This window comes from Halalkalibacter urbisdiaboli (assembly GCF_002156385.1).
In the GTDB taxonomy this organism is placed as follows: Bacteria; Bacillota; Bacilli; order Bacillales; family Bacillaceae_D; genus Halalkalibacter_A; species Halalkalibacter_A urbisdiaboli.
This window is the reverse complement of the sequence record NZ_MVJM01000003.1, coordinates 217,214-241,958: the sequence shown is the minus strand read 5'-3', so window position 1 is coordinate 241,958 and position 24,745 is coordinate 217,214. Positions and strand designations below refer to the sequence as shown.

Sequence of the window (24,745 nt, the reverse complement as noted above, 5' to 3'; positions counted from 1 at the left end):
TCCCTTTTCCATGTCCTCTGGTTTTTACCTTTTTCAGTGGCTTCCTTATCTAACGCTATTTCATTACCCTAGATTTCAGAACGATAAACATACTGAGCTCTTTTCTATTGCTCAATTATAGTCTAACAGTTGAGGATAAAATAAAGAACATGACTCGTGCATTTTACATCGTCTTACAAACTTTTTTGCAGTTTTTCCCCTTCAATTCAATATTTTTTCTTCGAGAAATTAAAAACCTAACAACCTACTTTAAATTGTAAATACTCTTGTTTTCATTAAATCATTCTGTATGGTGGTCACCTGCACTCCCTTATTTTCAGTTTTAAGTTTCTAATTTATATAATACATCTCGGGAGCACAAATAAGGACATGCTTGTTTTCACAAACATGTCCCTTTTACCTTTTTATTTTACATCTAAAATAATGATATTCACTGAATCTGCGGATAAAGTGACGACAGCGCAATTGTCATCAACCTTGATTTTCGTTTCGGAAGGTACGACCAGTTCCGCGTTCTTTTTGTTAACATTTGGTGTATGGACAAGGGATGAATCCCCGGTCACTGTAATCATTCGACCCTCTGCTGCTACGTTAAGCTCCTTCAACGAAATTTTCGTTGTTTTCTCGAATGGATCTGCATTGACAAGCTTTATATAGACGTGATGATCATCTTTCGTGACCGAGTTGAAAATCTCACGGTTATAAGCTTCTAACTTGTAATCCAACACCTTACTTGTAAAATGACCATCCGTGTAAGAGCAGATGAGACGCTCCCCCGTACCTCCGCCATAATTAACTGAAATGGTATATGGAGTATGATCTGCCAGCTCTTCATAGCAGCTTGATCGTAAGTTACCGGCTGCCGTACTGGATGAATAATCACCTAGCATATAACCTTCAATGCCCTCCTTGTACACTTTCACCCCAGTGGCATTTCCGTTATATCCTATCGCGTATTCAAGAACATCCTTTTTCTCTGGTGAAATATCCGTCAAGCCGACACCTACATAAAAACCGTCGTCTCCAGATGCTTTTGTTGCATTCACCTCAACCTTATAGTTAGTCCAGCTCTCATTTATGATATATAAACCGTTTAATCCTCCGTTTTGCGCCTGTAAAATCAGACCTTTTTGTGGATCCAACGTATATCCAGCCGAACCTGGAATCACTCCCCACTCAGGATTCAATTCCTTCGTAAAATCTTGCTCAAATAGCACCGTACCGTTGATATTATCGATGACTTTCACATACTTCACATGGATTTCAGCATTTCCCGCCGCAATTTCAATTCCACCACGTGGAGTGAGCTCTGATAGTTTTCCATTTCGGTAAGCCGAGAAAGAAGTACCTAACAATGTCGTGCCAAGGTATTTCGCAAAAAGATGCTGTACATAGTAGTTTGGCGTGTACCAAACAGTTTCATCATCAAACCAAATCAAATCCGGCGTCCAGCGATACGTTCCATCAGTTAATACCTTGTTAAATAACGGCGCATATGCAGCTAATCTCACCACATCAGAATTATTTTCAAAACCGGTCATCACAGCTGCTTCTGCAATAGCACCGGCCAATGTATTCTTATCCGTGGAGGCAAATTCACCAACGAAAACCTTTGATGTTTCACGTTCATTCAAGCTACCATCCGACTCATAGGCTCTGTAATAATAGTTGTATCTGTCAGCATTGTTTAACAAATACTCGTTGGAGCGGTAATAATGCTCATCCGCAATCGTATCCATGTAGTTCGGTTGTTTTTCATACCAAGTAACCGTTTCTTCCGTAACCGTTTTGCCATCCGTAAAGTTTACAGTTGCGCTTCCTTCTAGATTACCGCTTAGGAACTTCCAACCTTCCTGATAAGCGTCGTCATCAGCCTGTGCACCGACAGTAGAAAGGATGATCAATTCATGATCTGGATAATGAACGTCCATGTAGTCATCAATCGCAGCTTTAAAGTATTCGAAGTTTGCAAAAAACTCGGTGCCCCAGTTTTCATTTCCGACTCCTAAATAACGTAAATCGAATGGTGCTTCATGCCCCATATGTTTACGCAGGGCAGCCCACTCGTTATTCTCAAAATCAGTGCTAATCGCAAAATCAATTAAATCCGTAAAGCTCTTCACAAAATAATCTCTAAGCTCCCCGCCTGCCGGATGGACATAATCGGAACGAGCCTGGCAGAGTACACCACAAGCCATAACAGGAAGTGGAGTTGCATTCAAGTCTTCGGCTAATTGGAAATATTCCATGTAACCTAACCCCATCGTCATCATGTAACCCCAGACATTAAAGTTTTCTTTACGTAGCTCAATGTCGCCAACAGAGTCTTTCCACTCATAGACGTTCTCCCAAATATAGGAACCTTCTGAAATACATCCGCCAGGGAAACGCAGGAATGTCGGATGCAAGTCAACAAGTGCATTCACTAAGTCTTTTCTTAAACGATAGTTCGGATTTCCTTTGTAATTTGAATGAGCCGTTTCTGAACGCTCTTCCTCAGTGGCACCCCATACATCTTGCGGCATCAACGAAACCATGTCGATCGATATCTCACCGTCGAACGTTAAAGCAAGCTGACCAAGCACGGTTTTCGAACCAGTTAAGACAATCTTTGAATCTATACCGTACTTTTTCCACGTGTTACCGCCTTCTACCTGTACCGTAACGACATCACTAATCGACTCACCGTCCTGATCTTGCAGCTGCAATGTGATGCTTCCCGTGGATTCCGCTTTAGCCCATACCGTAAAATCGTATCGATCACCTTGTTTAATAAACATAGCACAATGATGATTAGAATCGGTAAACCCTTTGTTTATAATCGTGCTGCCGTTCGGTGCGGTTATATAATGAGAATTAACCTCTTTATCGTCAACTCCAAAAAACTCGTTCAATCCGCCCGTACTCTTGACGATTACTTGCTCTACATCTCCAAACCAAGCATGCAGTGGTTGATGGTTTCTACCTGTAGAGCACCCGCACTCGCCTGAAGCGTGAGAATACGTATCGAATGCGAAGGACTCGAAGGAACGGTTTTGAACAAGCTCCGCATAAATACCACCGTCCGCTGCGTTATTGATATCTTCATAAAATAATCCATATAATATGTCACTAATATCTAAAACTTCTTCGCTTCCATCAATCGTTAATAGATGAGAAGGGACCCCTGAAGGAAGGACCGACACGGTAAATTCTTTTTCGCTCGTGTCATTCCCTTTGCTTAAGACAGCAGTCAAGGTAACACCTTTTGGCACGTCAATTTTCCCAATAATTCCGTCATGCGATAACGCTTCGGAATCACTGGATTTCCAAGATACTTTGACCTTTCCTCCCATGAGTGAAGAAGGCAACGTAAGATCCTTCGATACAATAGTGATTGGAAACGATAAATATTTATCTTTAGCAAGTTGAACGATTTCTCCATCTGTAAGAGATTCGCACATCACTTCGATAACTTCATCTTGCGTTAACCCTGCTTGATAAACACGGAAATCGGATAGCGAACCGTTAAAATCGTCATCCACCGCATGTTGGGATTTTCCGATAAAATTATTGCTGTAAGTTGCTGGATCCGAGAACGTTTCAAACCAACTACGCAGTCTCTTATAAGTACCACTCGAAGTCTGGCTAATAGAACCATCTGCCACAACTTCACCGTTTACGTAAATAACAGGCCCCGCACTACTTAACGTCCCGCCTTCCGTTCCTCTAACTGACATAGCAACATGGATCCATTCTCCCGAAGAATAGGTTCTTCCGGCATCGGCAACGAGATCTGCTTCTGAAAAACAAACACCTCGTAAATTTCGAGACAAGAAAAGGTATGGTCCTGTAGAATCTTTCCCAAAATCGAAAATTCTCTCCCATACATTCGTGCCTTTTCTTAAGTAAACCCACGTACTAACGGTAATTCCGGTAAGATCGTTGATATCCGTAAGAAAACCGGAAGGCAGCTTCAGATAAGAAGTTCCATTTTTCCCGCCGGCCAGCGTAACAGCTGGTCTGCCGCCTACTGTTTCTACTAAAGGTTTTATTATCCCCTCTGGTGTTGCATCATTGCCTCCTCCTGAACTGTCTTTTCCGACATTGTCAGGATCATCAAAATAATAATGGGCAATGATGCGGTCCTTAAATGAAATAGTTCCCTTGTTTTGTTTCATGACTGCTCTCCTTTGCCGAGTAATAGTGTAAAGACTTTTTCGGTTAATGTTAATTAATTTGTTAAACAAATAACATAAATGCGAATATGCACTTATCACTATTATAATAGCTAACTACCAAAATTCCCAACAGATTTCCCCTAGTTTTTCAAAATTGTATAAAAAACCTTCATTCAGAACGATCAAGATCTTTAAAGGCAAACACTTAAAGCTCATTTTTGGGATTTAAAAATCGGAACGACCATGGACATAGTTTCACACGTCTTAGAAAGCGCATTAAAGTATCAAGAAGCGACCATCAATAAAAAGACCATAGAACGGACATACGCCATTCCATGGTCTAATTTCCCATATATCTTGTAACCCTAATGGACTTATTAAGTTACGAGGATTACCGAAATTACACTCCTGGATATGCCATAAAACCACCATCAACAGGAATTGTGACTCCAGTTACAAAACCAGACATATTGTGATCAACAAGCCATAAAAGTGTTCCAAGTAAATCTTCAGGCACACCAAATCTTCTCATTGGTGTATGTGTAATAATTTTTTCTGCTCTTTCTGTGAGAGAACCATCTTCATTTGTTAATAGATTTCTATTTTGCTCAGTTAAGAAGAAACCCGGGGCAATTGCATTAACCCGAATACCAGATTGAGCCATGTGAACTGCTAGCCACTGAGTAAAATTATCTATTCCCGCTTTCGCTGCACTATAGGCCGGAACTTTTGTCATCGGTGATGGAGCAGCCATTGATGAAATATTAATAATTACTGCTTCATTTTTTTCGATCATCTTTCTCAAGAAGATTTGTGTAGGATTAACTGTACCTAAGATATTTAAATTAAAAACATGACCAAATCCTTCACTCGTTAAATCAAAAAAGGTAGAAACATTGTTATCCTCTAAATCTTCTTTATTAAAGATTTCATTCGTGGTTATTCCTTTTGGATGATTTCCACCTGCACCATTAATTAATATGTCACAAACGCCAAATGCTTCTGTAACGATTTGTTCTGCTCTTTTTATACTCGCTACATCTAATACGTCACATGCAATAGCTAGCGCCTCTCCACCAGCATCTTTAATACTTCTTTCAATTTCTTTTCCTTTTTCTTCAGTTCTATTAAGAATGGCTACCTTCACACCTTGTCGCGCTAACTCTTTAGCCATTGCGCTACAAAGTACGCCACTGCCACCAGTAATTACTGCCACTTTTCCTTTTAAATTTTCATTTATCGTTAACATGGATTACCTCCCCTTAATTACATCTAACCGACGCATAAAAGTTAAATTTATTATTTACTTTGCCTTTCAAGCGAATCCCAGATTCCCCATAAGTACATAATACCTAGCGCTCGGTCGTATAAACCGTATCCAGGGCGGCAATTCTCATCCCAAATATGCCTTCCATGGTCTGGCCTTGCGTATCCTGTAAAACTAGTTTCATGATAAGCCTTTACAATATCGTATATATCAACTGAACCATCTTCTGTTCTGTGAGATGTTTCAATAAAATCTCCATTCTCATAAATTCTTACATTTCGAATGTGTGCAAATGCAATTCGATCTGAGAATTCACGTACCATTTCGCCAACATGGTTAGTAGGATTTGCTCCTAATGAACCACTACAAAGTGTTAACCCATTATAAGGACTATCTACAAGACTTAGGATTCTCTTTAGATTTTCCTTATTTGTAACGATTCGCGGCAAACCAAAAATTGAAAATGGAGGGTCATCTGGATGAATCCCCATTTTTATATCATGTTTTTCGGCAACTGGAATAATTTCTTCGAGAAAATATTTGAGATTATCCCATAGATCTTCTGTTGTTACATCCTTGTACGCTTCAAATAATATAGAAAGATGCTCAAGTCTCTCAGGCTCCCAACCTGGCATCGTTAAGTCTGAATTCTCACTAATCTTTTTTACTAATTCCCTTGGATCAATATTCTCAATTTTGGATCCTTCATAAAAAAGTGCTGTCGAACCATCTTCCAATTCTTTATATAAATCTGTACGTAACCAATCAAACACAGGCATAAAATTATAACAAATAACCTTAACTCCAACCTTTGCTAACTTTTCTATCGTTTTTTTATAGTTTTCAATGTATTTATCTCGTGATGGGAGACCTAACTTAATATCTTCATGAACATTCACACTTTCAACAACGTCAATATTTAATCCATATTTCCCAGCTTGCTCTTTCACCTCTATAATTTTGTCCATTGGCCATTCTTCTCCAGCAGGAATATCATGGAGTGCCCATACAACCCCCTCAACCCCTGGGATTTGAACAATATGTTTTAATGGAACATTATCATTACCTTCCCCAAACCATCTAAAAACCATTTTCATTTTAACCACTCCATATTCGCTCTTTTACATTATCCTATATTTACCATATTACCTTTCTTGAATTAAAAGGTAATAACCACTTTCCTTATTTCATTTGGAGAATTCTCAATTAGAGAAATCGCTTGTTGGATTTCTTCTACTGGAAACTCATGCGTAACCATGTCTTCTATTCCTAAAGATTTTTCATTAAATATTTTGATCACTTCAGGAAATTTATTTGTTTGAAGTCGAGAGCCTACAACCGTTACTTCTTTCTTTGTAATAGGTAGTTGCGGGATACTAGAAGGAGCTTGGTCAAAACCTAACACAACCACATAACCAGCTGGAGAAACAATGTCTACGGCATCTTCAAACGTTTTTGGAATACAAACTGCATCAATGACAACATTTGCGCCTTCACCATTTGTTAGTTCTAGTACTTCCTCTTTTATATTCACACGAGTAGCATTAATCGTAACATCAGCGCCCCATGACTTTGCAAATTCTAATCGGTCCTCGCTTAAATCAGTGATGAAACAAGTTGCCCCTTTAGCTTTAGCGATTTTTAAACAACAGAGTCCAATTGGACCAGCACCCATAATAAGCACAGAATCTCCTTCTTTTACATTTCCACGCCAATTAGCTTGTGCCCCAATTGTGAAGGGTTCAATTAATACTGCCTCCTTCCAATCTAGCTGACTGTCAACCTTATGAACCAAGTTATCTGGCATTACAATGTATTCCTGCATTCCTCCTTCGAGGTGAACTCCAAATACTTCTATCTCGTTACAAACATTTTGTCTCCCATTTCGACATGCATAACACTTACCGCATGTTTTAATCGGTTCAATAACAACTTTATCACCTACTTCTAACTTAGTAACGCCCGCCCCTACTTCTTCCACTTCTCCAGTTACCTCATGTCCAATGATTCTAGGTAACGTCGCTAGTGGATTTGTTCCATGGTAAATATGCATATCTGATCCACAAATACCAACCATCTTAACCTTTATTAAGACCTGGTTTTGCTCAGTAATAACGGGCTTTTCTTTTTCAATAATTTCAAGTTTCCTTGCTCCTGCTACTTGTACAGCTTTCATTTTTCTATTCAACTCCTACAAATTTAATCAAACAAACTAGGTAAGAAAAGTGTTAACTCTGGTATAAAAGCAACTAATAATAGAACAAAAATACTGACACACAAGAACGGAATTAGCGCAATAGATGTTTTACCCACAGATACTTTCCCTATACTAGATGCCACGAATAAACATACCCCTACCGGAGGTGTTGAAAGACCAATAATTAAACCCAGCACCATTAACACACCAAAATGAACTGGATCCATACCAACAGATGTAGCCACTGGTAGTAAAACCGGGAATAAAATGACTAATGCTGCAATGGTCTCCATAAATGTTCCAATAAATAACAAAAGCAAAATAATGAGTAAAATTACGACTATTTTATTTTCCGAAATAGCTAGAATTGTATTGGCAACTAGTTGTGGAATTTTTTCGCTTACTAAAATCCAACCAAATAAATTCGCCAACCCTACTAGTATCATGATAGAAGCTGTACTTTTCATTGAAGCTAATAAAATAGAAGGAATTGCCTTTACTTTAAGATCCCTATATACAAATAAACCTACTATTAACGCATAAACAACGGCAACGATAGAAGCTTCTGTCGGCGTGAAATACCCTCCTAATATTCCATACATAATGACCACTGTCATCATTAAAGCCCAAAATGCATCAATAAATGATTTACCTACAACAGATAATTTTTGTCTTTTTCCTTTAGGATACTTACGTTTTACAGAAATAACGTAGACAGCTACCATTAAACTAATACCGAGTATGATACCTGGTATCGCACCAGCTAAAAATAAGTCACCGATTGAGACACTTGCCAATGTACCAACAATTATTAGTGGTAACGAAGGCGGTATTATAGGACCGATTGTTGAAGAAGATGAAGTAATAGCTGCCGAAAAATCCGCATCGTACCCTTGCTTTTTCATTGCAGGAATCAAGACTGAACCAATACTAGCAGTATCAGCTAAAGCTGTACCAGAAATGCCAGCAAACCCCATCGATGAACCTACATTCGCTAAACCTAAGCCACCTCGAATGTGACCGACAATATTATTTGTAAACCGTATAATTCTTTCTGTAATACCACCTGCATTCATTAGATTACCCGCTAAGATAAATCCAGGAATACATAAAAGAACAAAAGAGTTTAATCCACCAAACATTCGTTGTGGGATAATAGATAAAGAGATATCTGCTATTAATAAATAAATAATGGAAGAGATACCTAAACTAAAAGCAATTGGGACACCCAAGAAAATCAATAGAATAAAGGAAACAAATAATATTAACCCCAACATTACTACTCACTCCCCCTCTGGAGGCTTTTAAAATAATTAATCATATGAAGCAAAGCATAAATCCCAATAAATAACATGGAAATAAAGATACAGGCATGAATAATTGACATATCAATTGCCATCGTTGCAGAAGTTTGCCCCCGACCAATAAGTATAAACTTAAATCCCCAATACGTTACAACTGCACAAAATAAAGCAATCGATAAATAGACAAATCCTTCATAAATTTCTCTAACTCTTCTTGGGAGAAAATTAAGTAGTAAGTCTACATTAATAAATTCCTTATCCTTTAAAGCCAATGGAGCACCGAAGGATATTGAAAACAGAAATAAAAAACGAGATAATTCTTCGGTCCATACAAATGAATATGGTAAGTATCGAGAAATAATTTGGATAACAACAACAATAATTAGCGCAGTAAAGGTAATTATTGTTGCCGTCTCCAACGTGCGTTCTAATAGTTTTTTACTCCTCACTTTTCTCAGCCCTTTATAAATAAAATAAAAACATACCACTCACTCATTCATCGTGATCTTTTACAAGTAAGTGGTATGCTTTTGTAACCAATTATTACTATTCTACTTCAAGAATTTGCTCGTACAGTGTATACTGCTCTTCAGATAAACTTTCCTTAATTGCTGGAAGCATTGCTTCACGGAATGCATCTTGATCAACATCACTATTAAAGAGCATCCCTTTTTCGATTAATGCATCTTTATAATTACTAAATTCTTCATCAAAAAGTTCTTTACCATATACTTGAGCTTCGGCAGCGGCTTCCATAACTGCTTCCTGTAATTCGTCAGATAATTTTGCGAATTGCTCGTTACCTACTAAAATGTAAATCCAAGAATATACGTGTTCTGTTTCGTTGACATACTCTTGTACTTCAGCAAATCCAGCACTATGAATTAAATCAAGTGGATTTTCTTGTCCGTCAATAACGCCTTGTTGTAACCCAGTAAATACTTCGTTAAAGTCCATTACTTGAGGTCTTGCTCCTGCCGCCTCCCAAACACTTAAAAATAAAGGAACGTTTGGAACACGCATTCTAAATCCATCTAAATCATCGGGAGTTGAAATTGGTTTATTAGACGTTAAATTTCGTGGTGCACGAGTGTGATAATAAAGTGGTGTTAACCCGACTTTTTCAATAATCTCCTCTTCAATCCCTTGGCCAATTTCCCCTTCAATGACACTCACTAAATGCGCTTCATCTTTGAAAGCATATGGAACCGCCATTAGTGCAGCTTTCGGTGCCCAGTTGGCCATAGTCTCTCCAGATATCACAAGATCTGCAGTTCCTGCTTTAATACTATTAATTGTATCTGTTTCCCCACCAAGTTGGTTATTAGGATAGATTTCTATTTTAATTTGCTCATTGGTTTTCTCACTTACTAATTCACTGAACTTAACTGCTGTTTGATGCCACAAATGATCTTCATTTGCTAAATGTCCGAATTTCCAAGTAATAGATTCAACAGCTTCTTCTTTAGCCGGTGCCTCAGATTTATCTTTAGGTGATTCTGAGGAAGATCCATTAGACCCACATGCTGACATAATAAACATTCCTGCAAAAAAGACAGATAACAATTTCATTTTCTTCATAATTCATTTCCCCCTATTTGTTTTTTAATAAATAAGTGAAGATTATTATTCTAGCGAGAACCACATGCACCCCCTTTACGAAATTAAGTGAATTTCTATTTTTTTATGAGACTAGATACTCATATACGTTCTTCGAAACAGCCACACCCTCTTTTTTGGCCAATTCCTCTTTTAACTGTTCTGGCTCACCTGGCACCATTACTTTTTCAAATCCTTCTGCCGGTTCTGATTCATGAAGTTCATTAATGATCGAATCCATGTTTTCTAAGAATTGATTTTCCTCTATAAAAACGGATGGCTTAATGACACATAGGTAATGCCCTAACTTACGCGGCTTATGATAATCACCATACATCTTAGTAATGTGTGGCCCAAAAGCAGCTCCAGCTAAAAGTCCTGAAAAAATCTCAACAACCAAGGCTAAACCGTATCCTTTTGGCCCTGCAAAGTGAGAGAGCGCTTCCACGTTATTTGGATCTGTAGTTCCCTTACCGTTTTCATCTACTCCCCATTCTGCTGGAATGGATGAGCCGCTCTCTCTCGCATGTAATATTTTCCCAAGAGCTACATTGCTAGTAGCCATATCCAAAATAACTGGTTTATTCTGTTTTGCCGGGAAGCCATATGCGATAGGATTCGTACCAAGGAATGGGCTGGCCCCCCCAAAAGGAACTACAACCTTATCCGTATGCGTCATCGCTACACCGATCATGTTTTTCTCAGCTGCCTGTTGAACAAAATACGATAACGCTCCACAATGACTACTATTCATCACTGTAATCATCCCAATCCCATTCTTCTCTGCCATTTTAATTGCATGCCCCATAGCCTCTTTCATAACAGCATGCCCGATCCCGTCATCACCATTAAAAACAGCAGAACAAGGACCTGTTTCTTTTATGGAAAATTTCGGGTTAGGATTAAGCCCACCCTCAGTCAGTCTTTTTACATAATGTTCAGTACGCAAAACCCCATGCGAGCTAACTCCTCTTAAATCTGCGTGAACCAACACCTCTGATACAATACAGGCATGTTCTTTATTTAAACCCACTTCTGTTAATTTTTTTACTACTAAATTTTCTAACTCTTGAGCTTCTACTTTAATATTGTTCATAACATTTCCTTTCAAAGTTCCCTAGTGTTTAAATTAACTGCTCAATAAACTCTTGCTCTTCTAATTTGACCAGTAAATCTTCTAAGGAAAGAGACCCTCATAGTCACCTTTCTCACTTACAACCATCATCCAATCTTGCTTAACCTTTGAAATGATTAGGATACTTCTTATTTAATGCCTGGTGATCAATCACTACTAGATTTAAATGTTCACGTACCACTTTCTCAGCTCTTACGGGATTCTGCTCTTTAATCGATTCAACTATTTCTTGATGTTGCGAAATAATCATATCTGTATTAAGTTTTTCAGTTAAACTCAGATACCGCATACGATTAAAGTTAATACTCATCATGTTCTGTATAACTTCCCAAACTCTAGACTTTTTACAACTCGAAAAAATAATTGAGTGAAACTTATCATCTAATTCATAGAATCCTTCAATATCTTTTGTTTGAATAGCCATTTTCTGAGCCTCTAAATTGGCAGTAATATCTATTAGATTCTTTTCTGTAAATAACTCACAAGCTAATTTAGTTGTAGCAACTTCTAAGTGTTCTCTCATAAACCTTGCTTCCTCTAAATGTTCTAAATCAATTAAGGATACAAAAGAACCTTTCTGAGGAAATACATTTACTAAATCTTCTTGAGAGAGTCTTAAAAAAGCTTCTCTCACCGGTGTTCTACTAACTTGCAACCGTTCAGCTATCTCATTTTCACTAATTGATTTTCCTGGCGACAGCTTCAAACTTACAATTTCAGACCTCAAAAATTCATATACTCTTGTTCCCATAGAAAGATTTTGTTTATTTGAAAAATCTATAACAGTCATATTTAGTGCCCCCACAGTTCTTTAAATTAAAAACAATCCCTCTTCCATACTTGTATACTAGTATATCATGAAAGCGTTGTCAATGTAGGAAGTGAAAAAATTTTAAATTTTGATTAATTAATAAATCCAAATTACTAAGGAATTAATTTTTCAGTGTTGTATTAGCAGGCGCGTTCATCTTAAGCAGTTTCACTTCTGCTAAGACTTTGCAAATTGAATAAGAATAAGGCATTACAATTGCGTTAACATCACTTCATACGTACATTCTTAAAAATGATTAAAACTCGAGCCATTTTTTATTTTGACTTAGCACTTTCGTAATCATTTCCGCTTGAGACCAAACCTCGGCAGCTTCAATAATTTCTGCGCCAGCACTAATATAATCTTCATTTGTAAAACTACTACCAATCCCAGCATCAATTTCAACTATTACATTATGTCCAGCCTCTAAAAGAGAGATTACTCCTGCTGGTGTTAGAGCTACACGATTTTCATTATTTTTAACTTCACGAGGTACGCCAATAATCACCTTTATCTTCCTTCCAAAAAGTATTTTTTGTCTAAAATCTTTTAATCTTCCATGACCATCTTTGTTGCGGATAGGTTTATAAAATAAGGATAAGGGTTGTGTTGTTACACTACATTAGACACATCGTTAAATGCATGCAGAGAATTTTATGACACTATGAGGTCCTTCCTAAGAAAGAGTACAATTTTGCTAAATTTAAAAAAGGAGATTTCCGATAATAAACGGAAATCCCCTTTTTTATGTTAATTGTCTGACCAAAACTTGGAGACTTGTTCCATAACTTAATTAATCTTTTATTAGAAGCTACGTTCTTCCATCTAGTTATTTCTACTACCAAAAATTCGAAATACTGCACCCCTAATACAAAAAAAAACACGCGTCTCAATTCATGAGAACACGTGCTATAATAGTTATTTCTTTGAATGACCCGTACTGGACTCGAACCAATGACCTGCACTCCGTTAATACAAGAGCCTAGGTTCAATAATCTGAAGAGAGTTCACAAAGCCAGTTGTAGTACTGTTTCCAAGAGTAGTTTAAACGACAAAATAATATTAAAACTGCATAAGTCTTACCCTTTTACTCCCCCTATCATAACACCTTTCACAAAGTACTTTTGCAGAAATGGATATAAACAGAGAATTGGTAAGGTTGCTACAATAACGGCTGCATACTTTACAGTTTCCCCTATTGGTAACACATCAGCAGAGCTTATACCAGTCGTCATATTACTCGTATCATTTGCTATTAATATTTCACGTAAAATAATTTGCAATGGAAATAGACTTCGATCTTGTAAAAAGATCATCGCATGAAACCATGAATTCCAATGGTACACTCCGTAAAATAAAACCATAACGGCAATAACCGGTAATGATAGAGGTATAATGATTCTAAAAAGGATAGTGAAGTCATTTGCACCATCAATCCGAGCTGATTCTTCTAAACTGTCAGGAATCCCCTGAAAAGCGGTACGCATAATAATTAGGTTAAACGCACTTATCGCTGTTGGTAAGATAATTGCCCAACGTGTGTTTAGGAGGCCTAGTTCATTAACCAACAAATACAACGGAATGACTCCACCCTCAAAAAACATCGTAAACACAATCATAAGCATAATAAAGTTACTCCACATCACTTTTTTACGTGAAAGAGCATATGCCCCTAACGATGTTAATAGAATATTAATCGTTGTCCCAGCGATTACATAAAAAAGTGTATTCAAATAGGATGTAACAATCATTGGATTATTAAAAACAAGTCGATATGCTTCAAGTGTTATATCCTTCGGGGCAAGCAGAATTCCCCTAGCTTGTGCAACGAATGTGGGGTCACTTATTGAAGCAAAAAGGATATAAATCAAAGGATAGATTGAAACAATAGACAAAATTATTAAAAACGTTATATTAAGAATATCAAATATTCGTTCACTCAATGGCTTTTTCATTTTATCCTCCTTACCATAATTTTGTGTCGCCTACTTTTCTAGCAATGCCATTAGCAATAACTAATAACGTAAATGCAATCAATGCCTTGAAAAGCCCAACTGCAGCACTAAAGCTATAGTTTGCTTCGAGAATCCCTTTTCGATAAACGTATGTTCCAATAACATCAGCTGTTTCATACGTTAGAGAATTATACATTAATAGTATTTTCTCTTCACCAACGGTCATAAATTTCCCAATGATTAAAATTAAGAGAATGACAACTGTCGGCATAATCCCAGGTATCGTAATATGGAACATTTGTTTAAAGCGACCGGCGCCATCCATTTTAGCCGCTTCATATAGTGATGGGTCAATATTTGACATCGCAGCCAAAAAGATTATGGAACTCCACCCAACGTTTTGCCATATATCTGAACCAATAAACAACGTTCTAAACCATGCAGCCTCTCTCATGAATGCAATCGGTTCAATTCCGAATAAAGATACTAAAATTTGATTTACCATTCCGTCTCTAGCAGTAAAGTCATATAAGATACCGACAATAACAACAAGAGACACAAAATGTGGCATATACGTGATCGTTTGTACACTTCGTTTAAATACCTTACTCTTTACTTCATTTAGTAGTAATGCAAGGATGATACCTGCAGGGAAGGCAAAAATCAAACTGTACAAGCTCAGTAAAAGAGTGTTTCTTAATAATCTCCAAAAGTAATAACTGTTAAAAAAATCGATAAAATGCTGAAACCCCACCCACGGACTTCCTAAAAAACCTAGTGTAGGGGAGTAATCTTTAAAGGCAATTTGCAATCCATACATTGGTCCATATTGAAAAATAATATAATACAAGACAACAGGAGAAACCATCAAATAGATCATTTTGTTCCGTTTAAAATCTTTTACTACATTTTCTCCAAATGTGAGAGCTCTCCCGCGAAACCCTTTAGGCGATTCTACAGGATCATAATCGAGATTCCTTTCTAGCTTTGCCAATTTTCCACTCCCTTTCTTCTGGTACTTTTTTTAAAATGCTAGACGTGTCGGGAATACTTTTAACACGTCTAGCATGATGACCATCTCTATCTTTGCTCGTAACGTTCTAAAGCTGCTTGCTGAAGTTCAATTGCACGTTCAATCCCCATACCCTTTAATGTTTCTACAAATTTATCAAAGTTCTCTAACGGTTCTGCACCCATAATAAACTTAACAACCATTTCATCATAATACGTTTCCAAATCACTCATAATCGAAGCATATTCACGTGATTCTTCAGCTGTCAACGTAATAAGTGGTAAGAGAATCTCATTTTCAGCCGAATCACTCCATATTTGAATAGCATCTTTTTGCTCAGGTAGCTCTAAATATTGCTCAAGATACCGAACATCTTGAATAAATGGTCCACCATACGAAGAACGCACATACTTACCTAATGCATCTGAAACAGGTAACCCATCTGGATTTTCCATAACTTCATCTGTATATTTTGGATAACCATCTTCTACTTCATAACTGACACCTTCAACACCAAAGTTGAATAGGAAATGTCCTTCTTCTGAATAGGCATAATCAAGCCACTTTACAATTTCCTCTGGATTTTCAGCATTTCCTGTTATCGCTACACTATGCCAACCTGAATATGGAAAATCCCTATGCCCTCTTGCCGCCTTTTCACCTTCTTTTAAACTTGGATTTGGGGCTGGAGCTAATTTGAATTCCGGATTTTTATCAGCCATTAAACCAGTGTACTTCCCAATTCCTCCACCTGTATAACCATATAAACTTCCGAGTTGATTGTTTGTAACTTTTGCATCTTGCAATTTCAAATCAGTTGCTGCAAAGTCAGCATCAAGTAAACCATCTTCATACCAGCTATTCATTCTTGACAAGAACTCTTTATACTCTGGCTGGATTGAGCCAAACTTAACAGTTCCATTTTCATGATAAAACATTGGTGTCATTCCCCATGCACTTGCAAATGCACCTAGATTTTTAAATTGATCAGGATGTAACAATAAAGGAATTTCATCTTTCTCTCCATTACCGTTAGGATCCCCATCTTTAATTGTTCGCAACACATTTTCCCATTCGTCTATCGTCGTTGGCATTTCTAGATTTAGCTTATCAAGCCAATCTTGACGGATAATCGGACCCATAAATACCATTAATTTTTCATCGCTACGTAGAAAAGGAAATGCATAGATATTTCCTCCATCTGTCGTAATGCTTTTCTTAACTTCTGGATTCTCTTCGAGATATTTAGATAAATTCGGAGCATGAGCTTCAATTAACTCATTTAGTCTAATAATCGTTCCTGAGTCAATCGCATTATCAGGACCTCGTTGAACAGCATGCCAGTTGTACTCAATAACATCAGGCAAATTTCCAGAAGCAATTAGTAAGTTAAATTGTTCCGTAATCTGAGTCCCTTCACCAGATGGATGTTGAAAACTCACCTTCGTCCCTGTCGCTTTTTCAAGCTCCTGGTAAACACCAACACCGTTTAAGTCTTCTAAACTATTAGCAACACTTGGATGAAGTTCTGTCCAGTATGTTATTTCATCTGGATAACCAACGTCTTCAGGATTCGTTGTTGCCTCTGGTACTTCCTCTGACTGATTCGCTTCTTCATTGTTTGAACATCCTACAACGAAAATAAAAAGCAAAAGTGATAATAAAAGCGTTTTCATTTCTCTGATGGCCATATTAATGCCCTCCTTCTATAAAGTGTTTGTTGATTAAGTCGAATGACTTGATTTCACTATAGATTAGAGCTATCACAAACGATATAGCTTATACTTTAGATAGATTATCTGATTGTTAGAAAGCCCATTAAACGTCCGTTGTTTACGTTATCTAATCTTTACTCAGGGAGATTCTACCTACATGTTGGCTATCAATCTTGAATAAACAGGATGACAATCTTTTTTAACAAAAAAGAAATACCTAACCAATTTAGATTGTTAATTTGGTTAGGCATTTCTAACTTGACTATGAAACACATCAATTGTTTACCAAATAATTCGAGTGAACATTTCGACTATTTTTCATCAAAGTGAATTGCATATGTTCTTCGTGTAAACCGAATACTAGTTAATGAAATCCGTAACTTTATTTTTAACTTTCACATAATTTCACGGTATTGACCTGGTGTTACACCTTCGTATTTTTTAAATACTCTGATTAGTCCAACGCTGTTGGCATAACCTACTTTTTTAGCAATTTCAGCTATAGTGAGCATTTGATTTGATAACATTTTTTTCGTCTCAGTAATTCGAACCTTCACAAGATAGTCTGAAATGGTTTGATTCCCTTGTCTTTTAAAAAATGTAGATAAATAAGATGCATTCATCCCAAAGTGCTCAGCAATCATCGTAAGACTTAGATTGTCGTCGGCATAATTATGTTCAATATATTTTTTAATTTCTTGATAGAGGCGCTCTCCTTGGCTCAGTTGTTTTTCCTTCATTTTCATACATATCATATGAAATTGTAATTTTATATTTTCTTGTATTTCATCAACTGTACCACTGTCTGCAATCATTTTAATCAAGCGATTTAGCTCTAACGATTGTTTCTTATCATCCAATAAACTAACTAATTTTATTAATGTACTTAGTAAATCATAAGATAAACACTTACTTATGGCTGGAGTCATTCCTTGTTTTTGCACATTATTGTTAAAAATATCATGAAGCGTTTTCTCAACATTTGTCGAATCTCCAGACTTTGCGTAATTTATTAGTTGCATTTCTGTTTCCATTGGATAGTAGTAATCATAGCCGCTATTATCTTTTACATCATTATAGAAGATAATTGAGCCTAACCCTTTCACCATCCGATAATCTAAGGCCATTGATGCTTCAACGTAACATTGCGAGAGATTTTTAAACCCATGATGAAGATGGCTTATAGCCACTGTAATATTAATATCAAATTTTTCTTCCAATATTTCTTTTAATCTTTTTATAAAGACTAATTGTCTTTCTTGTTCTTCATTTGTATTTCTTGGATAACTCTGAACTATGACTAATTTGTCTCGTTCAATATCAATCGTAAACCCATTCTCATTTGAAAGTTCATTACTAAGATTAGCGATGATGAATCGTGTTAAAGCCCATTTCTTTTCTAGATTCTCGTTATTAAACTGACAATGTCCATCAATTTGAATAAGTAATATGCCATAATAATTTAAAGGTGTATCAACTCCCATAAATTCTAAATCTTTTTCAGACATATTCTGCACATCAACCTGACCCTTTAACACTCTATATATAAAATTGGATTTTATTACCGGTTCCTGTTGTGAAACAATTTGATTTAATTGACTTTCTTTTTTCATAGAATTTACAATTGTTTGCTTGATTAGCTCAATTTCATTTGAAAATTCCCCTTTTGGACGCCTTTTCCCAATGACGGTATTGACTACTTCTCGTATTGGACGATAATTTTTACTAGCCAAATAATAGGACAATAATATCCCTATAATAAGTGAGACGATCATTACAACCATCGCCGACAATTTAACTTTGCTTACCTGTGATACGACGATATTTTTTGGAACGACTGAAACGTAAGTCCAACCATTTTTTTCAGAAGTTGTGTAAGAAGCAATCATTTTGTTTCCTGCGATATTCTTTTCAAAAAAACCTACTTGTTTAGTAAGTAATGGGGTAATTTGATTTATATTATCTTCATTTGTACTAGTAGACATCATGATATTTTTATGTTCATCTACAATATACATAAACCCACTATTTAAACCTTCAATTTGATGAAACAGGTCTCTTATTTGTTGTTCATCGATATGAACAATAAACATACCCTGTACATCTGACTTTTCTCCATATGGCAATGATTGAACAAATGTAATAAGATTTTTCTCTCCAGAATTCATCACTACTTTTTCCGATGGATAATATTGATTGAAATGAAATCCAGAAAGTTTTTCCTTAACGACTTCTTCATAGGGAACGTTATCGTATCGCTTGATATGATTTAATAACATCGAGGGGGTTGTTTTCATTGTTGGCGAAAGTATTGTATTAGACTCTGAAAAATACACATAATAATCATTGATAATCGTACTAACGGTTTGATAATTTGCAAGCTCATGAATCAAACTAACATAATTGTAATTCTCTGTTTCCTCATCATTCAGAAGCTTTATTAACTTTTGATTTTTAGATACCTGGATGGAAAACTGTTCTACTTCCTTTAACCTGTTATCAACAACTTGTTTTACTTGTTCTAACATAGCAGTATTTGATCTGTTCGCATTTTCAATCATGATGGATTCAATCTTAATGAATAAAATTACGCCAACGACAATTGGTAAAATCAAAACTAGTATATAAGAGGTCAGCAGTCTAATTAAAATAGTCTTTTGCCTTTCTCTCACTTTGAGTTTAACTGAATTAAAGCGATTCCAAAAATACATAATAAGACCCCCTTTTAAACTATACACAAAAAACCCTTGCAACGGAAAAAGTCATAAAAAGCCTTAAAACAAGAGTTTTGTTTTCATTATAGTTTGAATGCTACTGTCAAAAAGCGATATTTCGCCTTACTTTATATTGTCTGTTTTAAAAAATTTATTTCTTCCCCTCCCATTAAGTAGGGAGGGGAAGACAATATATTTAGTAAAGTAGCTCTATCATTAAATTTTGATTGTACTCAGACGAATATTGTTTTGTCTACAAAGCTTTATCAATTGAAATCGTCTTCCCGGACCATGCCTTTTTCGTTGTCCACTCTTCCTCGCCTTGCCAAAAAGAGTCTTCTTCAGATAATCCAAGTGGAAGGAATACTGTAGCACATAGATATAAACTACCTGTTGAAATATACGGTTCTCCTAATTCAGGCTGATGCCCACAAAGACCAATTTGGAGCCAACCGTTATCGTCAAACGTACCTGGCATTTCTATTAAGCGTTTAATCACTGCCGTTAATGCACAACGAACTTGATTAGGCATCAGAGAGCTATCTAAGCGATGTTGTAATGCCATTTGCGCCAAGTGTTGAAATGCTCCAAAGCGATATGCGATAGAGCGACCTACAATCGGAAACGTCCCTTCAGGAGAAATGCTTCTTTCTTGAATCACGGCAAAACGTTTAGCACGCTCGAGAATCGGTTGTTTCATCTCCTTCCAATCACCTGATTGATTAGACATTTTCTCGATAATGTCGACCAGCATCGGTTGTATGACAAAACTATTATAATAATCTGCATGAAACGCCGGACCATCTCCATACACCCCGTCACCTACATACCACTGTTCATGTTGTTTTAAAGCATAATCTACCCTCATCGGGTCCCAATCTTCTCCTACTAACATTAACGTTGTTTCAGTCATTGCTGAAAATAACAACCAATTATTAAAAAAGGGTTTTCTATCACGGGTAGATTTTAAAGCCTTGACTACATTAGACTTCACTTCTGGCTCAAGTTTTTCAAAAAGTTCAACGGGCGCTCGAAGAATGGCATGTGCAAAAAAAGCGGTATCGACGATAGGCTGCATTCCAGATGAATAATTCATGTAATCAGGAGATTGTGGGTCTGTTGCTGCATCAATCCCTTTTCTAATAAGCTCAGCATAGCGCTTTCGTAAAAGACCTTCTTCTCCTTCATCTGGACCATGTTCAATCCATGGAGCCATTCCACACACTAATCTTGAAAACGCCTCCAGATGACTATAGTCTTCTCTATCTCGGACGTGGGGGTGTGCTTCGACGGGCATAAGGAGTTTTAATTGTTTGTTTGCTAAGGAAGTAAGCACTGGATCCGCAATTTTTTGTAATGTAGCGATCCAATATTCCCGTTCACTAGACGCCTTCATTTTGTACACATCCTTTTTCACTGTTTAGAAAATTCTTCTCTTCCAACCATTAAGCTTAGCGATAGCTTCAACATAGTAGTAATCACCATAGATGAGCGATACATCAACATTAGCATCAGCAGGCTTGTGACTGGTCCCATGCAGAAGAATCCCCTGGTGCTCTGGTTGTTCCCATGTACCATAGTTTTCAGTCAAAGAGTTTAGGATATTTAGTGCAGCCACTCTATACATACCGCTCTCATTTGCCGGTACAGCATCGGCGATTTCCAATAACCCTGAAGCAGCTATAGCACCGGCTGAACTATCTCTTGGCTCATTTTCTTTTTGTTCAAGTCGGAAATCCCAATGTGGAACATAATCTTCTGGAAGAGCTGCAATAAAGTGATGAGCCACTCGTTTTGCTGCATTCAAATATCGTACTTCTCCAGTATGTTTGTACGTATTTGCAAATCCGTATAGTGCCCAAGCATTCCCTCTACTCCATGCTGAGTCACCTGCATTTCCTTGCCCACCAACGGATTCAATAAACTCTCCTGTATCAGGATTGAAAGATAAAATATGACTAGTTGAACCATCATCCCTGATTCCATATTGTAATGTCGTATCAGCATGGATTTGAGCGATATGTTTATATCGAGGATCTCCAGTAACACGGCTAGCCCAAAATAATAAGGAGATGTTCATCATGCAATCAATAATGGCCCAACCTGTTTTGTCATGATTCCAGGCCTTAATGTATCCACCTGCTGGGTTGAGACGGCCTGCTAAGTAATTAGCTGCCTCTAATCCAATCCTCAGGCTTTCTTCATTATCTAAAATCTCATTTTTTATAACAGCTGTTAGTAAAAATTGAAAGCCTACATCATGGTCCACTTTTACAGGATGTTGACGGAAACATTTTTCTAGCTTCTCATCCCAATCCATTGCAGCATCTTTAAATTTTTCATTTCCATTCATATCGTACATCACCCATAAGATACCAGGCCAAAAACTTGAAGTCCACCACTCATGGGGCATATCATCATATACCCCATCATTTCCTGCAACATGTGGAGATTTATCGCCAATCTGTTCGATCATCCGTTCGACTTTCGTTGCTAATTTATTTAATACAACATCCTCTTTAAATGTAGACATTGATCATTCCTCCTTTTTAATATAATTTCATATTAAACCGTTTTCATAGTTGAAAATTGTTGTATAATTACAAAAAGTATCGTTCTATTGTTCTAACAAGGAGGGGCAGTATGAAGACTTTATTTGAACATATTCCTTTTGATTTTATGCCTTTTCATCTTGTTTATCGTAGGGTGTCTGTTAACGATTTTCAAGGTTACTATCACTGGCACCAAGGATGCGAATTGCTTTTCGTACACAGTGGGCAAGGGCGGGTCATTGTTAATCAACAAACCTATGATATTAAAAGAGGAATGCTTTTCTTTTTTCAACCATTCCAACTACATAAGGTGCATGTTGAAGTCTCACAACATACACCCTATAAAAGGAGCATTCTTCATTTCGACCCACTAAGCCATAGTAAAAATCTTCATTTATTCCCTACCTTAAATACACTATTTGACCGTTTGCAGAAAGGGATTTTAAACCAACAAGCGTTTGATTTAGAAAATGATTATCATTATGTCTCAGAAATATATAAGGCTTTGAATCATTCAATAATCAGAAATGATTGGCAGGAAGATAGTCAGCTTTTTCTCATGCAAATGCTTTCTTGTATTCGTAAAAACATAGACCATGTAGATAATGATAATTCATTTTATCATTTACGTCCTTTTCATTATTCTGAAATGATTATGCAATGGATTGAAGAACATTACATGGAACCATTTGATTTAGAGCGCTTATCAGATGAACTTCATTTATCAAAATCGTATGTGTCAAGAGTATTTAAGCGTGAGACTGGTAGTAGTTTGACAGAGTATCTCATTGTTCGCAGAATGAAACAAGCATGTCAATTACTTCAAACTACCAATGCTCCAATTGAAATCATTGCTGAAAATATTGGTCTATTCAACGTGTCTTACTTTATTCAACTCTTTAAAAAAGTAATTGGAACAACACCGCACCAGTACAGACTTTCTCAAAGGGAAATATAATTAATTCAAATATAAGTTGAAGGTGATTAAGTAGTCTTTTATTTCCTCCTCTGGCGACTAGCGAATGGCTCCATCTCCATTGATTCAAGGGGCCCCCTCGTGTGCAGATATGATAGTCCAATGAAAGCAGAGACATTCATAAGTTTACTAGAGAAGTTGGGGATTCAAATATTGGTTTTGTTATTCCTTTTAAGCTTGTTAAGGCCCTTGTCATGGACAACTGTACCAAAACCACTACCACAGTCTAATGATAGTTTAATTATTTTTTCATTAACAAGTTCATCATGTAACTCTGTATTTCCCTTTTGTAATGCTGCAAATGCCTCAGGTACTGATTCTGTTCGAACCTCAATTGTCTTCCTCAACTCTTTTTCTATATCATACAAAAGCTTTGTAGAGATAGACCCTGCAAAAGAACCGTCCCTTGTTTGCCCTTGCTCAATCAGCTATATACTCACTTAACTCTTGAATAGAAAGAACCGAAACATGTTCTGGGAAGTCCTTATGTTCAGCACAAATTGCTACCTTATAATGCTTGTCTAGATTTTCTTCATAAAAATAATGTGTTCCATCAACATCTTGATTATCTTGGACAATAACTCTATTATTCTCTGTATGAAATGCAAAGGAGTTTAGTGCTTTAGACAAGCCTACACCTAGCTTTTTAAGATAACTTTCCTTTAATACCCATATCCGATAAAATTCTTGGATCTGATCAGTCTTTTGGAGTTGAAGAAGTGTTTTTTGTTCACTTTCTGAAAAACATTTCATCATACTTTGAACATTTATTGGCTTAACCTTTTCTATATCTACTCCAACAGGGGTACGATCAATCACACATATGCCCCATTCGTGTGAGTGTGAGATATTAAAGTGGATATCAGCTTGTTCGATATACAGCTTTCCGTAAAGGTTTTTACCAAAGGTTAATTTGTTAACATCATACTGATAAAAGCGGTTAATCATCATACGTAACAGGACATGTGTGCATAACCTCAACTCAAAGTCGCTTTTCCTTTTGTTACGAGCTAATTTCTTTCTTAGGTCATCGTCGACTATTTCTAAAAATGAATGTTTCATTTTATCAGGTAAAGGCTGCTTTAAGTGAATGGCAAAACAATTCATGCTACTCCCCCTATTTCCATACTGACATCCGAAATGGTCAATAGACTTGTTTTTTTGATTTTTCCGTCCAGTAACTGAATATTTAAGCTTTTCAACATAACTGTTCATTGTACTTCGTTGTCTAAATCATAAATCATCTGCTTTAGACCAAACTAAAAGCCCAAGAATGTTATCATAACACTCTTAGACTTTTCTAAAGGATCGTCGCTCTATTTCCTTCCACACACCAAGTGAAACGGGC

General features: G+C 36.7%; 18 protein-coding genes and 1 pseudogene. 1 reads left to right on the top strand and 18 read right to left on the bottom strand.

Features of this window, described 5'->3' with window-relative positions; all coding sequences use genetic code 11:
- Nucleotides 1-404: 404 nt before the first annotated feature.
- The 16 genes and pseudogenes from B1R93_RS15475 to B1R93_RS15400 all read right to left on the bottom strand — a co-directional run bounded on the left by B1R93_RS15475 (nucleotide 405) and on the right by B1R93_RS15400 (nucleotide 22,402).
- Nucleotides 405-4,160 carry an alpha-L-arabinofuranosidase C-terminal domain-containing protein gene (locus B1R93_RS15475; protein WP_088104871.1) on the bottom strand — a complete coding sequence of 1,252 codons (3,756 nt, stop codon included), beginning with the start codon at nucleotides 4,158-4,160 and terminating at the stop codon, nucleotides 405-407.
- Nucleotides 4,161-4,560: 400 nt separating this feature from the next.
- Nucleotides 4,561-5,409, bottom strand: coding sequence for an SDR family oxidoreductase (locus B1R93_RS15470; protein ID WP_088104870.1), 849 nt, complete (start codon nucleotides 5,407-5,409; stop codon nucleotides 4,561-4,563).
- 50 nt (nucleotides 5,410-5,459) lie between these two features.
- Nucleotides 5,460-6,524 carry a mannonate dehydratase gene (gene uxuA / locus B1R93_RS15465; RefSeq protein WP_088104869.1) on the bottom strand — a complete coding sequence of 355 codons (1,065 nt, stop codon included), beginning with the start codon at nucleotides 6,522-6,524 and terminating at the stop codon, nucleotides 5,460-5,462.
- Nucleotides 6,525-6,586: 62 nt separating this feature from the next.
- Complete coding sequence (locus B1R93_RS15460) at nucleotides 6,587-7,603, bottom strand: zinc-binding alcohol dehydrogenase family protein (protein WP_088104868.1); 1,017 nt, start codon at nucleotides 7,601-7,603, stop codon at nucleotides 6,587-6,589.
- A 23-nt stretch (nucleotides 7,604-7,626) separates the two neighbouring features.
- Complete coding sequence (locus B1R93_RS15455) at nucleotides 7,627-8,901, bottom strand: TRAP transporter large permease (RefSeq protein ID WP_088104867.1); 1,275 nt, start codon at nucleotides 8,899-8,901, stop codon at nucleotides 7,627-7,629.
- A 2-nt stretch (nucleotides 8,902-8,903) separates the two neighbouring features.
- Nucleotides 8,904-9,377, bottom strand: a complete 474-nt coding sequence (locus B1R93_RS15450) for a TRAP transporter small permease (RefSeq protein ID WP_088104866.1) — start codon at nucleotides 9,375-9,377, stop codon at nucleotides 8,904-8,906.
- Nucleotides 9,378-9,474: 97 nt separating this feature from the next.
- Nucleotides 9,475-10,509 (bottom strand): TRAP transporter substrate-binding protein, encoded by a 1,035-nt coding sequence (locus tag B1R93_RS15445; protein ID WP_088104865.1) that lies wholly within the window; start codon nucleotides 10,507-10,509, stop codon nucleotides 9,475-9,477.
- Nucleotides 10,510-10,612: 103 nt separating this feature from the next.
- The gene (gene allD / locus B1R93_RS15440) at nucleotides 10,613-11,623 is read right to left on the bottom strand and encodes an ureidoglycolate dehydrogenase (RefSeq protein WP_088104864.1); all 1,011 of its coding nucleotides are present in this window, start codon (nucleotides 11,621-11,623) and stop codon (nucleotides 10,613-10,615) included.
- A gap of 139 nt (nucleotides 11,624-11,762) precedes the next feature.
- A complete protein-coding gene (locus tag B1R93_RS15435; protein WP_088104863.1) occupies nucleotides 11,763-12,452 on the bottom strand; it encodes a GntR family transcriptional regulator in 690 nt (229 codons plus the stop codon).
- 310 nt (nucleotides 12,453-12,762) lie between these two features.
- Nucleotides 12,763-12,981 (bottom strand): annotated as a pseudogene (locus B1R93_RS15430) (alanine dehydrogenase); the annotation flags it as partial.
- Nucleotides 12,982-13,552: 571 nt separating this feature from the next.
- Entirely contained in the window at nucleotides 13,553-14,428 is an 876-nt protein-coding gene (locus B1R93_RS15425) for a carbohydrate ABC transporter permease (RefSeq protein ID WP_088104861.1), read from the bottom strand.
- 10 nt (nucleotides 14,429-14,438) lie between these two features.
- Nucleotides 14,439-15,308, bottom strand: a complete 870-nt coding sequence (locus tag B1R93_RS15420) for an ABC transporter permease (protein WP_088105648.1) — start codon at nucleotides 15,306-15,308, stop codon at nucleotides 14,439-14,441.
- A 200-nt stretch (nucleotides 15,309-15,508) separates the two neighbouring features.
- Nucleotides 15,509-17,131, bottom strand: coding sequence for an extracellular solute-binding protein (locus tag B1R93_RS15415; RefSeq protein WP_088104860.1), 1,623 nt, complete (start codon nucleotides 17,129-17,131; stop codon nucleotides 15,509-15,511).
- A gap of 419 nt (nucleotides 17,132-17,550) precedes the next feature.
- Complete coding sequence (locus B1R93_RS15410) at nucleotides 17,551-19,716, bottom strand: AraC family transcriptional regulator (protein ID WP_165763844.1); 2,166 nt, start codon at nucleotides 19,714-19,716, stop codon at nucleotides 17,551-17,553.
- Between the two features lie 406 nt (nucleotides 19,717-20,122).
- On the bottom strand, nucleotides 20,123-21,265 hold the full coding sequence (locus B1R93_RS15405; RefSeq protein ID WP_088104858.1) for a DUF2264 domain-containing protein: 1,143 nt from the start codon (nucleotides 21,263-21,265) through the stop codon (nucleotides 20,123-20,125).
- A gap of 24 nt (nucleotides 21,266-21,289) precedes the next feature.
- Complete coding sequence (locus B1R93_RS15400) at nucleotides 21,290-22,402, bottom strand: glycoside hydrolase family 88 protein (protein ID WP_088104857.1); 1,113 nt, start codon at nucleotides 22,400-22,402, stop codon at nucleotides 21,290-21,292.
- Between the two features lie 110 nt (nucleotides 22,403-22,512).
- On the opposite strand from B1R93_RS15400, the gene B1R93_RS15395 reads away from it, so the two are divergent.
- On the top strand, nucleotides 22,513-23,379 hold the full coding sequence (locus B1R93_RS15395) for an AraC family transcriptional regulator (RefSeq protein ID WP_088104856.1): 867 nt from the start codon (nucleotides 22,513-22,515) through the stop codon (nucleotides 23,377-23,379).
- Nucleotides 23,380-23,543: 164 nt separating this feature from the next.
- Here the strand turns inward: B1R93_RS15395 and B1R93_RS15390 are convergent, their stop codons facing one another.
- Together B1R93_RS15390 and B1R93_RS15385 are read right to left on the bottom strand one after the other, a co-directional pair.
- On the bottom strand, nucleotides 23,544-23,744 hold the full coding sequence (locus B1R93_RS15390; protein ID WP_133058667.1) for a hypothetical protein: 201 nt from the start codon (nucleotides 23,742-23,744) through the stop codon (nucleotides 23,544-23,546).
- Nucleotides 23,745-23,817: 73 nt separating this feature from the next.
- Complete coding sequence (locus B1R93_RS15385) at nucleotides 23,818-24,504, bottom strand: 4'-phosphopantetheinyl transferase family protein (RefSeq protein ID WP_165763843.1); 687 nt, start codon at nucleotides 24,502-24,504, stop codon at nucleotides 23,818-23,820.
- Nucleotides 24,505-24,745 lie beyond the last annotated feature (241 nt).

Bases quoted from the DNA above. Each gene is read 5' to 3' on its own strand.
- B1R93_RS15395 (WP_088104856.1), top strand. From the start codon at position 22,513: ATGAAGACTTTATTTGAACATATTCCTTTTGATTTTATGCCTTTTCAT.
- B1R93_RS15445 (WP_088104865.1), bottom strand. From the start codon at position 10,509: ATGAAGAAAATGAAATTGTTATCTGTCTTTTTTGCAGGAATGTTTATT.
- B1R93_RS15435 (WP_088104863.1), bottom strand. From the start codon at position 12,452: ATGACTGTTATAGATTTTTCAAATAAACAAAATCTTTCTATGGGAACA.
- uxuA (WP_088104869.1), bottom strand. From the start codon at position 6,524: ATGAAAATGGTTTTTAGATGGTTTGGGGAAGGTAATGATAATGTTCCA.
- B1R93_RS15475 (WP_088104871.1), bottom strand. From the start codon at position 4,160: ATGAAACAAAACAAGGGAACTATTTCATTTAAGGACCGCATCATTGCC.
- allD (WP_088104864.1), bottom strand. From the start codon at position 11,623: ATGAACAATATTAAAGTAGAAGCTCAAGAGTTAGAAAATTTAGTAGTA.
- B1R93_RS15425 (WP_088104861.1), bottom strand. From the start codon at position 14,428: ATGAAAAAGCCATTGAGTGAACGAATATTTGATATTCTTAATATAACG.
- B1R93_RS15455 (WP_088104867.1), bottom strand. From the start codon at position 8,901: ATGTTGGGGTTAATATTATTTGTTTCCTTTATTCTATTGATTTTCTTG.
- B1R93_RS15460 (WP_088104868.1), bottom strand. From the start codon at position 7,603: ATGAAAGCTGTACAAGTAGCAGGAGCAAGGAAACTTGAAATTATTGAA.
- B1R93_RS15410 (WP_165763844.1), bottom strand. From the start codon at position 19,716: ATGATTGAAAATGCGAACAGATCAAATACTGCTATGTTAGAACAAGTA.
- B1R93_RS15385 (WP_165763843.1), bottom strand. From the start codon at position 24,504: ATGAATTGTTTTGCCATTCACTTAAAGCAGCCTTTACCTGATAAAATG.
- B1R93_RS15400 (WP_088104857.1), bottom strand. From the start codon at position 22,402: ATGTCTACATTTAAAGAGGATGTTGTATTAAATAAATTAGCAACGAAA.
- B1R93_RS15415 (WP_088104860.1), bottom strand. From the start codon at position 17,131: ATGGCCATCAGAGAAATGAAAACGCTTTTATTATCACTTTTGCTTTTT.
- B1R93_RS15420 (WP_088105648.1), bottom strand. From the start codon at position 15,308: ATGATCTATTTGATGGTTTCTCCTGTTGTCTTGTATTATATTATTTTT.
- B1R93_RS15405 (WP_088104858.1), bottom strand. From the start codon at position 21,265: ATGAAGGCGTCTAGTGAACGGGAATATTGGATCGCTACATTACAAAAA.
- B1R93_RS15470 (WP_088104870.1), bottom strand. From the start codon at position 5,409: ATGTTAACGATAAATGAAAATTTAAAAGGAAAAGTGGCAGTAATTACT.